This is a genomic window from Asanoa ishikariensis (assembly GCF_900107455.1).
GTDB classification, from domain to species: Bacteria; Actinomycetota; Actinomycetes; order Mycobacteriales; family Micromonosporaceae; genus Asanoa; species Asanoa ishikariensis.
In genome coordinates this window covers 840,952-854,100 of record NZ_FNQB01000002.1, presented here as the reverse complement: position 1 = coordinate 854,100, position 13,149 = coordinate 840,952, and the positions used below count along the sequence as shown (strand labels likewise).

The following is a 13,149-nucleotide window of genomic DNA, read 5'->3' as shown; positions in this document are numbered from 1 at the left end:
TCGCGGTGGGACGCGCGTCCGGCGGTCAGGCTTCGTGCCGGCCCGTCCGTGGGTGGCTCAGCGGCAGCCAGGACAGGCGGCCGCCGAGCTTCTTGCGGACCAGGGTGCGTAGGCGGCGGTCGAGCACCCACAGCAGGGCGCCGGACAGAATCGCGGCCACCGCGCAGTAGACGAACAGCGCCAGCAACGGTGGCTCGATCGAGACGCTTGCCGCGTCGAAGAGCAGCGGGACCGCCGCCGCGACCCCGCCCGCGAGGACCGCCGGGAGGGTCGGCGCCAGGAAGCGCGGTATCGACCCGCCGACCGCCCGGGAGACCGTGACCCAGACCGAGGCCGCGTTCATCACGATCTGCATTCCGATGGCCGCCAGCGCGATCGCGGTCGCCTGCCGGGCGGCGGTCGAGTCGTGCAGCAGCGTGCCGACCCCGGCGAACACCCCGACGCCGAGGAGGCCGCGGGTCCACAGGATCACCGCCAGCTTGGCCGGCTGGCCGATCGCCTGTAGTGCCGGGCCGAGCAGCACCCCGTACGCGTTGAGCGCGCCGTAGAGGCAGAGCAGCGCGAGCGGGACCTCCGTGCCGGCCCACTGCGGCCCCAGGAAACCGACCAGCGGGCCGGACCCGGCGACCAGGACGCCGAGCAGCGGCAGGCCGGTGATCGCGCCCAGGTGCTGGAGCGTGGTGAGGTGCCGGATGAACGCCGGGCGGTCGTTCTGCAGCCGGGACAGCGACGGCAGCGCCACCTGCTGCAGCGACCGCACGGTCACGTCGACCAGCATGTCGGGCAGTCGCGCGGCCAGCCGGTAGATGCCGGTCGCCACCGGGCCGAAGAACAGGCCCGTGAAGATGAGGTCGGCCTTCGAGCTCAGCATCGAGCCGAGGCCGGCGTTGGCCGAGTGCATCGAGAACTTCCACAGGTCGCGCACCGCACCGAGCCGGGGCCGGCGGGACGGCCGCCACGGGCAGACCGTCCACAGCACGACCAGGCCGACGAACGCGTTGACCAGCGACTGCGCGACCAGGGCCCACACGCCGGCGCCGAGCAGCGCCAGCACCACCCCGACCACGCCGCTGACCACCGAGGCGCTCAGGGTACGCACCGCGACCGACTTGAACGCGAGCTCCCGGCGCAGCACCGCCTCGGGCACGATGGTCAGCGCCTGCATCAGCACCAGCGGTGACAGCGCCAGGCAGACGGTCGTGAGCTGGGGTTCGCGGTTGACCAGCGCCCAGACCGGGCTCAGCGCCGCCGCGGCGCCGCCGACCACGAAGCCCGAGATGACCATCACGCCGAACGCGGCGTCGAGGTGTTCGGAGGTCAGCTTGTCGCGCTGCACGATCGCCGAGACCAGGCCCTGCTGGAGGATCGTCTGCGCGATCGTGATGAACACAGTCGCCATCGCGACGACGCCGAACTCGCTCGGGCCGAGCAGCTTCGCCAGCACGAAGGTGACCAGGACCGTGGAGCCGATCCGGCCGCCCGAGAGCACGTACGACCAGCCGATCGCGCTGCCGACGCCGGGCTTGCGCGGGGCCGGCGGCGCGGCGGTCGGTGCCGAGACCACCTACGCGCCGCTCTCGGTCAGCGCCGGCATCGGCTTGCCGCTCAGCCGGCGCCGCAACGCGCCGAGCCGCACCCGGGCCCGCCGCGCGAACCAGGTGCCGAGGAAGGCTGCCGAGTTGGTCAGCCCGCCCGGATGGCCGCGCAGCACGCGTACGGTCTGGCGGAGCATGTTCGCCCTTGGCGACCGTGCGGACTTGCCTCCGCCCTCCGGGGCGAACCACGTCGTCGCCGCTGCCGCGCTGTTGCCCGCCTGCCGGGTCGACGCACCGTGCACCCGGCGCAGGAACAGCCGCTCCGGCACCTCGTGGATCTCGCCGATCGCCGCGACCTCGGCCATCAGCGTGTAGTCCGACGACAGGAACGGCCGGATCAGCCCGGTGCGGCGCAGCGCCTCGATCCGGAACACCCCGAAGTGCGCGTGGCACAGGCTGATGTTGTTGGCCAGCCCGGACAGCCGCTTCCAGGCCCGCTGGTCGCGCAGGTCGAGCTTGTCGGCGTACGCGCCGACCTCCACGCCGTCCTCGTCGATCAACACCGTCTTCGGGTAGGCGAGCACCGCGCGCGGCCCGGCGGCGTCCAGCGCGGCGACACACGCGCTGACGAAACCGGGCCGGCAGATGTCGTCGTACGCGGCCCACTTGAACAGCTCACCCGACGCGAGCTCGACGACCTTGCCGAAGTTGGCGTGGCCGCCCAGGTTGCGCTCGTTGCGCCACAGCCGGATGCGCGGGTCGGCCACCGCGTAGCGCTGGCAGATGTCCCACGTCTCGTCGGTCGACGCGTTGTCGCTGATGACGATCTCGAAGTCGGGATGGTCCTGAACGCGCAGCGCGTCGAGCGCCACCGGCAGGTAGCGGGCCGCGTTGTAGACCGGAACGCCGATGGTGACCCGGGGCATCACGCCACCAGAAGCTCGGCGTCGACGCCCAGGTCGCGCAGCGTCGCCCCGATCTCGTCCCGGTACGCCGGGTTGGTGATGATGACGGTGCGGGTGCCCAAGCCGGCCAGCGTCGATGGCGCGGTGACCTCGTGCCCTGTCACGGGCAGGAACCTACCCCACTTGCGGGAGTTCACGTCGACCACGGCCGCGAGCTTGCCGTCGGGGTCGGCGAGGTGCAGGAACTGGACCCCACGCGAGCCGGCCCCCCAGAGCACGGGGTGGTCGCCGTCGGCGATCCGGTCGGCGATCAGGGTGCGCCACTTGTCCCGCTCGGCGAAGTGCCGGGCACCGAAGCCGCGGATGGCCTCCAACTGCCGGGAGACCGCGTCGGCGCCGGGCAGCGGCGCGGTCGAGGCGGGCGGGCCGGACACGTTGGCCGAGAACTCCACGAACCGGAACATCCCCTGGAACAGCGGGCCGGTGTCCTCGACCCGCCAGCCGGCACGCTCGACGATCCGGCGCAGCGAGTACGCGTCGAAGTACGACACGTGCGGGTAGATCACTTCCCAGCCCGCGGTGGCCATGTCGTAGCAGGCGTCCGGCACCTCGAGGTAGCCCCGCACGGGCCGGTCGCCGGCCAGCGTGCGCAACGTCACGAGGAAGTCGTACGGGTCGTCGATGTGCTCGAACCAGTGCCGGGACGTGACGAAGTCGAACGGCGGCGTCGTCCCGTCGAGCGGAGCATGTCCACTGTGGAACTCCGCACCGGACGGGTCCGGGCCGACCGGGCCGGCGTACATCGCGTCGTAGCCGATGCCCCGCGCGCCCGCGACGTGGCACAGCTCACGCAGGAACTCGCCCTGCCCGCACCCGATGTCGAGCACGGTCGCGCCGCGCAACGGGTAGCGCTCGGTCAGGTGCTTGACCAGCTCCGCCGAGAACGACTGGAACGCCGGCGAATGGTGCAGGTTGGTGTCCATCGTCGTGTCGTAGTGCAGGAGCTCCGGCTCGAAGGCCACGTTCCGCACGTACGCGCACGACGGGCAGTAGGACAGCTCCATCCGGCCGAGCGGCGAGGCGAGCGCCTCGTCCCGGCTGGCCCAGTGCACGCCACAGAACACCGGAATCGTGCCCAGGTCGGCGAACGGGACGAGCTCGCCCTCGCCGCAGGCGGAGCAGCGGGTCACGAGGTCCACCGGAGCTGCTCGTCGATCCGGCCGGCGGCCAGCAGCGCGCGGATCTTCTTGAGCCGCTGGTGCCCCTCGCCGGTGAACTGCTCGATGGTCAGCCCGTGGCGCCCGTACTCCTCGACGAGTTGCTCGACGCCCTTGCGCACCGTCCATGCTGGACGGAAGCCGGGCACCTCGGCGGCGATCCGGTCGCAACTCACCCGGTAGTTGCGGGAGTCGGCCGACGCGCCGCCGGCGAAGGTGACCGTGGAACCGGTCACCACGTCGCGGACGATCTCGGCCACGTCGCGGATGAGGTAGTTCTCACTGGTCTGCCCGATGTTGTAGGCCCGGTTGTGCACTACGTCACGCGGCGCCTCCAACAGCGCCAGGAACGCCGCCGAGATGTCCTCGACGTGCACCAGCGGGCGCCAGGCGGTGCCGTCGGACAGCAGCCGCACCTCGCCGGTGAGCAGCGCGTGCGCGGTCAGGTCGTTGACCACCAGGTCGCCGCGCAGCCGGGGCGAGAAGCCGTAGGCGGTGGCGTTGCGCAGGTAGACCGGGGAGAAGTCGTCGTCCGCGAGCCCGGCCAGGTCCTGCTCGGAGAGGATCTTCGACTCGCCGTACGGGGTGACCGGCGCGAAGCCGGCCTCCTCGTCGAGCGGGCGGTCGTCGAGACCGGCGCCGTAGAGCGAGCAGGACGACGAGAACAGGAACGTGCCGACGCCGGCTTCCTTCGCCGCCTTGGCCAACCGCACCGTCGACCGGTGGTTGATGTCGTACGTGAGGTCCGGGTTCAGGTTGCCGATCGGGTCGTTGCAGAGGGCGGCCAGGTGCACCACCGCGTCATAGCCACGTAGGTGCTCGGGCTCGACGTCGCGCAGGTCAACCCGTAGGGCCGGGACCGCAGGCGGGATCGGGCCCAGCACGCCGTCGGCGTACAGGCTGATGTCGAGGCCGGTGACGTCGTGTCCCGCGGCCCGCAGCAGCGGCACCAGCACGCTGCCGATGTAGCCGTCGTGGCCGGTCACGAGTGTGCGCATGGTGAAGCTCCGCAGCGTTGTCCGGGGTGAGAAACGCGAGTCTACGGACGGCTCGGCGGGACGGACCGGACTAGTGTCGGACTTCTTACTCCACGCCCCATGGCCATGCGCCACCTGGCTAGCGTTTCGCCGGGCGCGGGCCGGGGCCGACTGTCCGCGCTGACCGGTGTTTGCTCGAAATCGGGGTACCTGCGCATGACAACTGCCGTATGTCGCCTTTGTGCGGCGGAGTTGACCGAAACGTTCGTCGACCTGGGCATGTCCCCGCTGTGCGAGAGCTACCTTCCTGCCGAACGGCTGGACAGCGCGGAAACCTTCTACCCACTGCACGTCCGGCTCTGCTCGAGCTGTCTTCTGGTGCAGTTGCCCGCATACGTGCCCGGCGAAGACATCTTCTCCGATTACGCCTACTTCTCCTCGTACTCGGACTCGTGGGTCGCGCACGCCAAGCGCTACGCCGACACCATGGCCGAGCAGTTGGGCCTCGGCCCCGACAGTCTGGTGACCGAGGTCGCCAGCAACGACGGCTACCTCTTGCAACACTTCGTCGCGCGGGGCATCCCGGTGCTCGGCGTCGAGCCGGCGGCCAACATCGCCGAAGTCGCGCGGAGCAGGGGAATCCGCACCGAGAACGAGTTCCTGGGAGCCGAGACCGGCGCGGCGCTGGCCGCCAAGCACGGCCGCGCGGACCTCGTGGCCGGCAACAACGTCTACGCGCACGTGCCCGACCTCGTCGGCTTCACCGCCGGCCTGGCCGCGCTGGTCAAGCCCGAAGGCCTGGTGACGCTGGAGTTCCCGCACCTGCTGCGGCTGATCGAGCGGCGCCAGTACGACACGATCTACCATGAGCACTACCAGTACCTGTCGCTGCTCACCGCCCAACGCGCGCTGGCCACCGCCGGCCTCGTGGTGGTCGACGTCGAGGAGCTGTCGACGCACGGCGGGTCACTGCGCGTGCACGCCCGGCACGGCGCCGCGGCCGGTGAGACCTCCAGCAACGTCAAGTCGGTGCTCGAGGCCGAAGCCGAAGCCGGACTGCATACCGTCGAAGGCCACAAGGGCTTCGCGGAGGCGGTTTTCGACATCAAGCGGGACCTGCTGGACTTCCTGCTCACCGCGCGGGCCGAGGGCAAGCGGGTCGTCGGCTACGGCGCGCCGGGCAAGGGCAACACCCTGCTCAACCACTGCGGCATCCGGGCCGACCTGCTCGAGTACACGGTCGATCGCAGCCCGCACAAGCAGGGCATGTTCCTGCCGGGTACGCACATCCCGATCCACGCGCCCGAGCGGATCGCGCAGGACCGCCCGGACTACGTGCTCGTGCTGCCGTGGAACCTGCGCACCGAGCTCTCGGCGCAACTCGCCTACGTGCGAGAGTGGGGCGGCCGGCTGGTCTTCCCGATCCCGGACCTCGAGGTGGTGTGATGAAGGTCGTCCTGTTCTGTGGCGGCCTCGGCATGCGGATGCGGGAGGATGCCCAGTCCGCGCCGAAGCCCATGGCGATGATCGGCGACCGTCCGCTGCTCTGGCACGTGATGCGGTACTACGCGCACTTCGGGCACACCGACTTCGTGCTCTGCCTCGGCTACGGCGCCGCCGCGGTGAAGGACTACTTCCTGCACTACGACGAGACGCTGTCCAACGACTTCACGCTCACCATGGGTGACCGGGACCTGCACCTGTTCTCGTCGGACATCACCGACTGGAACATCACGTTCATCGACACCGGGCTCAACTCGACCATCGGCGAACGGCTGATGCGGGTGCGGGCGCACGTCGAGAACGAGCCGGTGTTCCTGGCCAACTACGCCGACACGCTGACCAACGCGCCGCTCGACGAGATGGTCAAGCGCTTCGGCCAGACGGACGCGGTGGCCAGCCTGCTGGCGGTGCCGGTGCAGTCGACGCACCACGTGCTCGACATCGAGAACGGCGACCGGGTGACCGGCATCACGCCGATGCGCGAGCTCACCCAGTGGGAGAACGGCGGCTACTTCATCCTCCGGCCGGAGATCTTCGACCACATGCGTGAGGGCGAAGAGCTGGTGCCGGACGCGCTGGAGCGGCTGATGCCGAGCGGACGGGTGATCGCCCAGCGTTACAAGGGCTTCTGGCGGGCGGCCGACACGTTCAAGGACCGGGCGGAGCTCGAACAGCTCTACTTCTCGGCGCGCTGCCCGTGGATGCTCTGGGACTCCAACCGCACCGGCGGCTCGCTCGCCCCCGCGCTGGTCTCCTGACGCCGATGCTTCCGTTCGCACTGCCGGGAATCCGGCGGGTCGTCCTGTTCGGCGCGCACCCCGACGACATCGAGATCGGCGCCGGCGGCCTGCTGCTCACCCTGGCCGATTCCGTGCCCGACCTCGACGTCCGTTACGTGCTGCTCAGCGGCACGCCGGACCGCCAGGCGGAGGCGCGGGCCGCCGCGGCCGCGTTCCTGCCGGGCGCCCGCATCACCTTCGCGCTGCACGACCTGCCCGACGGGCGGGCGCCGGCGCACTGGGAGCGGGCCAAGGAGGTCGTCCAGGCGGCCGCCATCGGGGGTGCCGACCTGGTGGTCGCGCCCGCGAAGGACGACGCGCACCAGGACCACCGGCTGTTGGCCGAGCTCGCGCCGACCGCGTTCCGCGACGCGGTCGTACTGCACTACGAGATCCCGAAATGGGACGGCGATCTGGGGCGGCGTAACGTTTACGTGCCGCTGCCCGACGAGCGCGCCCGCCGCAAGGTGGAGCTGCTGCATGCCAACTTCCCGTCACAGAAGGACCGCGACTGGTGGGACGACGAGGTCTTCCTCGGTCTGGCCCGACTGCGCGGTATGGAATGCCGATCTAGGTATGCCGAGGCGTACACCTGTGAGAAGGCGGTGATGTCGCTGTGAGCGTCGGTGCGTGTCTGTTCGGTGTTCCAGGGTCCACATTGAACCTTGGCGTCGGCGCGTTGCGCGCGGCCACGATCGGAGCGTTCCTGGCCCGCGTGCCGGACGCCCGGATGACGGTCTTCGACGACGGCTGGGGTGAACGACAGGGCACCGCGTACGTGCACGGCCAGGCGGTGCCGATCAGGCTGTCCGGCGCCCGCCACTCCCGTCGTTACCACCGTCCCGAGTCCTATGTGAACATGCGGCTCAGCGCGGCGTTCGGCGGCCTCGGCAACCAGGGCGTCAGCGCGATCGACGACGCGGACGTGGTGCTCGACGTCAGCGGCGGCGACAGCTTCAGCGACATCTACGGCGAGCACCGGTTCCGGACCGTGGCCTGGCCGAAGAAGCTCGCCCTGCTGCGCAAGCGCAAGCTGGTGCTGCTGCCGCAGACCTACGGTCCGTTCAAGATCCCACGGATCCGGGCCGAGGCCGTGTCGCTGGCCCGTGGCGCCTCGATGGCCTGGGCCCGCGACCCCGACAGTTTCGCGGCTCTGCGCGAGCTGCTCGGGTCCGACTTCGACCCGCGCCGGCACCGTGAAGGCGTCGACGTGGCCTTCGGCCTGGAGCCGCGTGCGCCCGAGGGTGCGGCGTTCGACCAGCTCGCCGCCTGGTTCGCGGCCGCAGACGGACCCGTGATGGGCATCAACGTCAGCGGCCTGATGTCGCGGGCCGAGGGGATCGCGCAGTTCAAGCTGGCGGGCGACGGCGGCCGGGTGGCCCGGCAGATCTGCGAGCGCGTGCTCGACGAGCCGAACACCCGCGTCATCATCGTGCCGCACGTGTTGGCGGCCGGCGGCACCGACGACGACACCGCCACCAGCGAGGCCCTGCGGGCCGACCTGGCAGCGATGTACGGCGACCGGATCGCGATCACCCCGCGCGGGCTCGACCCGCACCAGACCAAGTGGGTGATCAGCCGCACGGCGTGGTTCTGCGGGATGCGGATGCACGCCACGATCGCGGCGCTGTCCTCCGCGGTGCCGGCCGCGATCCTCGCGTACAGCCTCAAGGCTCGTGGTGTGTTCGCGACTGTCGGGCAGGAGCGGCACGTCGCCGACGCCCGCACGCTCGGCAACGACGAGCTGCTCGACACGCTGTGGAAGTCCTGGTCCAACCGCTCCGCCGCCGCGGCGGAGCTGGCCGAACGGGTGCCGGTGGCGGTCCACCGGGCGGGAGAGCAGATGGACGAGATCGTCGCCCTGGCCCGGGCCGCCGCATGAGCCGGTCGCCGCGCGACGTGCACGATGTCGCGGAGCAGAAGCTGTGCACCGGCTGCGGCGTCTGCGCGTACCTGGCGCCCGACGAGGTGCGGATGGGCGATGTCCTGGAGTACGGGCGCCGGCCGCTGCCACTGGTGTCGGTCCGCGGCCCGGGGGCGGCAGCGGCGCTGTCGTGCTGCCCGGGCGTCAAGCTGGAGCACGACTCGGGCGAGGCCGGCCCCGGCGAGTACGCGGACCTCCGCGCCGCCTGGGGTCCGGTCCTGCGGGTGTACGAGGGATACGCGGCCGACCCGGAGATCCGCTTCGCCGGCTCCAGCGGCGGCGTGGCGACAGCCCTCTCGGCCTTCCTGATCGAGCAGGAGGGCATGACCGGCGCGCTGCACATCGGCGCGCGGGCCGACGTGCCCTACCTCAACGAGGCGCGGCTGTCCCGCAGCCGGGACGAGCTGCTGGCCAACGCCGGCTCCCGGTACGCGCCGGCGAGCCCGTGCGAACGGCTCGACCTGGTCGAGGCGGGCGAGACCCCGAGCGTGTTCATCGGCAAGCCGTGCGACGTGGCCGCGGTCTCGATGGCCCGGCGCGAGCGGCCGGAGCTCGACCGCAAGGTCGGCCTGACGATCGCGGTGTTCTGCGCGGGCACCCCGTCGACCCAGGGCACCCTGGAGATGCTCAAGGTGATGGGCGTCGACGACCCGTCGACCATCTCGCACGTGGCCTACCGGGGCAACGGCTGGCCGGGCAACGCCCGCACGGGTGTCGCCGGTGAGACCGACGAGCGCACGCTGACGTACGAGCAGTCCTGGGGCGACATCCTCCAGAAGCACCGCCAGTGGCGCTGCTACCTGTGCGCCGACCACACCGGCGAGTTCGCCGACGTCGCGGTCGGCGACCCCTGGTACCGGCCGACAGCCGGGGACCCGGGCCGCTCACTGGTCCTGGCCCGCACGGAGCGCGGCCTGAAACTGATCGAGGCCGCCATCGCCGCCGGCGCCCTGGTGCTGGAGCAGGTCGGTCCGGAGCTGCTGCCCGCCTCCCAACCGAACCTGCTGCGCGCCCGGGGCGCGGTCTGGGGCCGGATGGTCACGCTGCGCGCGGCGGGCCTGATGACCCCGCGCACGCGGCACCTGCCGATGGCCCGGATGTGGCGGGACAACCTGTCGGCAAAGGAAAAGCTCCAGTCGACGGTCGGCACGGTCCGCCGCATCCGCCGCAAGTCGCTGCGCGCCCCCGCCGACCTCACCCCGATGGAGTAAGACCCTCCACAGTGGTCCGTGCTCCGTCGAGCAGGAGGGACAGGTCACCCAGCAGGCGGCGCAGCTCGGCGACCGCCGCCGCATCCGACGCCTCCGGCGCCGGAATCATCAGCGCGGTGGCGGTGTGCCGGATCAGCCGGGCGTGCTCCGCGACGCCGGCGTCGGCCAGCCGGGCGGCCAGCGCCTGGCACACCTCCAGCGAGGCGGCGAAGGTCAGGGACGCCGTCGACAGCGTGGCCGTGCCCGCGGGGAACTCGGGCGCCTGGGCCAGCAGGCGCAGCCGTGCGAGGTCGTCGCGCAGAGCCTCGCCTCGATCTTCGGAACCTAACATTCCGCAACGATAGGTAGCCGGGGGCCGAGCCCGAATCCGTCGGGTGACCGGTCCCGGCGATAGGTTGAAGATCGTGCTGGTTGGACGCGCCACAGAGCTCGCGGAGCTCGACCGACTGCTCGGCGGCGCCCGCGCTGGGCGCAGCGCCGCCCTGCTGATCCAGGGCGAGGCGGGCAGCGGCAAGACGACCCTGCTCGATTGGGCCGCCACCGCCGCGCCCGACCTGCGGGTGCTGCGCTGCACCGGCGTCGAGTCCGAGGCCGAGTTGCCGTTCGCCGGCCTGCACATGCTGCTGCGCGGCGCGTTCGACCAGGTCGACGCGCTCCCGGAGCCGCAGCGGGCCGCGCTGCGGGCGGCGTTCGGGTTGGCCGAGGCGCCCGGTGTCGACCGGTTCCTGGCTGGTCTGGCCACCCTGACCCTGCTGTCCGAACTGGCCACCGCAGCGCCTTTGGTCTGTCTCGTCGACGACCTCCAGTGGCTCGACCGGGCGTCGGCGGACGCGCTCCTGTTCGCGGCCCGGCGACTCGATGCCGAGGGCGTGGTGCTGCTGTTCGCGGCCCGCGACGACGCGGTGGCGACCGGCCTGCCGACCATGCGGCTCGCCCGGCTTTCCGGCGCCGACGCGGCCGCCCTGCTCGCCGCGCGGGCGGCCGACCTGCCGGCCGAGGCGCGCGAGCGGGTGCTGGCCGAGGCCGACGGCAACCCGCTGGCGCTGATCGAGCTCGCCCGGGGCGACGGCGCACGACCGACCGGCATCGTCGCGGCCTTCGGCGACCAGGCCGACCGCCTCCCCGCGGCGACCCAGCGGCTGCTGCTGGTCGCCGCCGCCGACGGCACCGGCACGCCCCGCGTCGTCCTGCGCGCCGCCGCCCGGTTGGGAGCGGACCTCGCCGACGTGGCGCCGGCCGAGCACGCCGAGCTAGTGCGGTTCAGCGGCACCGCGGTGGAGTTCCGGCATCCGCTGGTCCGCACCGCCGTCTACGGCCGCTCCTCGGTGACCGACCGGCTCGCCACACACACCGCGTTGGCCGCCGTCCTGACCGCACCTGAGGAGCGGGACCACCGCGCGTGGCACCTGGCCGCCGCGGCCACCGGATTCGACCAGGTCGCCGCCGACGCACTGACCGAGGCGGCGGAGCGGGCCGGACTGCGCGGCGGCTACGCGGCCAGCGCGGCGGCACACGAACGCGCCGCCAGGCTGACGGCGGACCCCGGTCAGCGCGGACGGCGACTCGCCTCCGCCGCGACCCGGGCGCGCGACTCGGGCCAGCTCGACCGGGCCGCCACGCTCGCCGCCGAGGCGGCGGACCTGCCGACCGACCCGCGGACCGCGGCGCTGACCGCCTGGGTCAGGGCCAAGGTCGAGTTCGAGCACGGTACGCCGGTGCGCGCGGCGGGAATGGTGACCGAGGGCGCGGCACTGATCCACGACACGGATCCCGGCCAGGCCGGCCAGATGCTGGTCGAGACGGTGCGGATGGCGTTCTTCGCGGACCAGGCGCCGGACCTGACCCGGGTGATCGAGCTGATCCGCACACTGCCGCTGCCGGCGGCCGACCCGCTGTGGCCGTTGCTGTCCGCCACGGCGCTGCTCGGTGAGCTGCTCGACGGCCGCGCCGCAAAAGCCCTCCTGCCCGCCGTCCGCACGGTACGCCCGGAGCTGATCGACACCGCCGTCGCCGGAACCCGGGCCCACGTAGCCTTCCTGCGCATGTTCGTGGGCGCCGACGAGGAGGCCTTCGAGCTCAGCGGCCGGCTCCTCACCGAAGCGACGACGCGGGGGCTGATCGGCGGGCTGCCCCACCTCCTGCTGAACCGGGCTCAGGCGGCGCTCGCGCTGGGCCGGCTCCAGGACGCCCTCCGCACCGGTCTGGAAGGAGTCCGGATCGCGGCGGACACCGGGCAGGAGCATTCGGCGGCGAACCTGCGCACCCTGGTCAGCCGCGTGTGCGCGCTGACCGGCGACGACGAGCGGTGCGCCGGTTGGGCCGAGGAAGCGGCGAGCCGCGGTGCCCAGCAGCACCGGGCCAACGGCGCGATGGCCGTCCTCGCACTGTCCATGCTGGACATGCGACACGGTCGCCACGGAGCGGCGCTGGAGCGGTTCGAGGCCATGCCCGAGCGGCTACGGAACCACCTCGGTTTCGCCTACCTCGCGCCGCCGGAGTGGGTCGAGGCCGCCGCCCGCGCCGGTGTGCCCGAACGCGCCCGACCGGTGCTGGACCGCTACGAGGCCCGTTTCCGGGGACAGGCCGGTCCGGTGGTCGACGCGCTAGTCGAGCAGGGCCGGGCGCTGCTCACCGACGACGCCGAGCCGCATTTCCGGGCGGCGCTGGGGCTGCTGCGCGAGGCCAACCGCCCCCTCACGCTGGCGCGGACGCAACTGCTGTGGGGCGAGTGGCTGCGCCGCGTCCGCCGCCGCGCGGAGTCCAGGGAACCGCTGCGGTCCGCGTTGCGCACGTTCGAGCAGGTCGGCGCCCGCCCGTTGGCGGAACGGGCTCGCGCGGAGCTACGTGCGACCGGAGAGACCGTGCCGGCCGCGGCCGACCGGGCCAGCCTGCTCGCCCGGCTCACCCCGCAGGAGCTACAGGTGGCGCGGCTGGCAGCGGGCGGGCTCAGCAACCGCGACATCGGCGCACGGCTGTTCCTGAGCCCGCGCACGGTCGGCTACCACCTCTACAAGGTCTTCCCGAAGCTGGGCATCTCCGACCGCCATGAGCTGCGTGGCATCGACCTGGACTGAGCGACCAGTCACCTGACAGATTCG

Annotated in this window: 11 protein-coding genes; 6 read left to right on the top strand and 5 right to left on the bottom strand. The window is 72.2% G+C overall.

The features are described from left to right. Positions 1-25: 25 nt before the first annotated feature. The 4 genes from BLV39_RS18305 to BLV39_RS18290 are packed head-to-tail and all read right to left on the bottom strand — an operon-like array spanning position 26 to position 4,655. On the bottom strand, positions 26-1,564 hold the full coding sequence (locus tag BLV39_RS18305; RefSeq protein WP_090793709.1) for a lipopolysaccharide biosynthesis protein: 1,539 nt from the start codon (positions 1,562-1,564) through the stop codon (positions 26-28). Beyond that, positions 1,565-2,461 (bottom strand): glycosyltransferase family 2 protein, encoded by an 897-nt coding sequence (locus BLV39_RS18300; protein WP_090793706.1) that lies wholly within the window; start codon positions 2,459-2,461, stop codon positions 1,565-1,567. Further along, complete coding sequence (locus BLV39_RS18295) at positions 2,461-3,639, bottom strand: class I SAM-dependent methyltransferase (RefSeq protein ID WP_090793702.1); 1,179 nt, start codon at positions 3,637-3,639, stop codon at positions 2,461-2,463. The genes BLV39_RS18300 and BLV39_RS18295 overlap by 1 nt, the downstream gene beginning before the upstream one ends. Further along, complete coding sequence (locus BLV39_RS18290) at positions 3,627-4,655, bottom strand: NAD-dependent epimerase/dehydratase family protein (RefSeq protein WP_090793700.1); 1,029 nt, start codon at positions 4,653-4,655, stop codon at positions 3,627-3,629. Before BLV39_RS18290 ends, BLV39_RS18295 begins: the two co-directional genes overlap by 13 nt. A gap of 195 nt (positions 4,656-4,850) precedes the next feature. On the opposite strand from BLV39_RS18290, the gene BLV39_RS18285 reads away from it, so the two are divergent. The 5 genes from BLV39_RS18285 to BLV39_RS18265 are packed head-to-tail and all read left to right on the top strand — an operon-like array spanning position 4,851 to position 10,051. Further along, a complete protein-coding gene (locus BLV39_RS18285; protein ID WP_090793697.1) occupies positions 4,851-6,080 on the top strand; it encodes a class I SAM-dependent methyltransferase in 1,230 nt (409 codons plus the stop codon). Continuing rightward, positions 6,080-6,895, top strand: a complete 816-nt coding sequence (locus tag BLV39_RS18280; RefSeq protein WP_090793694.1) for a glycosyltransferase family protein — start codon at positions 6,080-6,082, stop codon at positions 6,893-6,895. The genes BLV39_RS18285 and BLV39_RS18280 overlap by 1 nt, the downstream gene beginning before the upstream one ends. A gap of 5 nt (positions 6,896-6,900) precedes the next feature. Beyond that, complete coding sequence (locus tag BLV39_RS18275; RefSeq protein ID WP_090793691.1) at positions 6,901-7,536, top strand: PIG-L deacetylase family protein; 636 nt, start codon at positions 6,901-6,903, stop codon at positions 7,534-7,536. 38 nt (positions 7,537-7,574) lie between these two features. Further along, complete coding sequence (locus BLV39_RS18270) at positions 7,575-8,798, top strand: polysaccharide pyruvyl transferase family protein (RefSeq protein ID WP_090793688.1); 1,224 nt, start codon at positions 7,575-7,577, stop codon at positions 8,796-8,798. Then, positions 8,795-10,051, top strand: coding sequence for a Coenzyme F420 hydrogenase/dehydrogenase, beta subunit C-terminal domain (locus tag BLV39_RS18265; protein ID WP_090793685.1), 1,257 nt, complete (start codon positions 8,795-8,797; stop codon positions 10,049-10,051). Before BLV39_RS18270 ends, BLV39_RS18265 begins: the two co-directional genes overlap by 4 nt. Here BLV39_RS18265 and BLV39_RS18260 read toward each other — a convergent pair. Further along, positions 10,035-10,382, bottom strand: coding sequence for a hypothetical protein (locus BLV39_RS18260; protein WP_090793683.1), 348 nt, complete (start codon positions 10,380-10,382; stop codon positions 10,035-10,037). The two genes, BLV39_RS18265 and BLV39_RS18260, sit on opposite strands and share 17 nt — an antisense overlap. Positions 10,383-10,455: 73 nt before the next feature. Here BLV39_RS18260 and BLV39_RS44820 point away from each other — a divergent pair, with 73 nt between their 5' ends. Beyond that, complete coding sequence (locus BLV39_RS44820) at positions 10,456-13,125, top strand: helix-turn-helix transcriptional regulator (RefSeq protein ID WP_090797493.1); 2,670 nt, start codon at positions 10,456-10,458, stop codon at positions 13,123-13,125. The last annotated feature ends 24 nt before the right edge of the window (positions 13,126-13,149 follow it).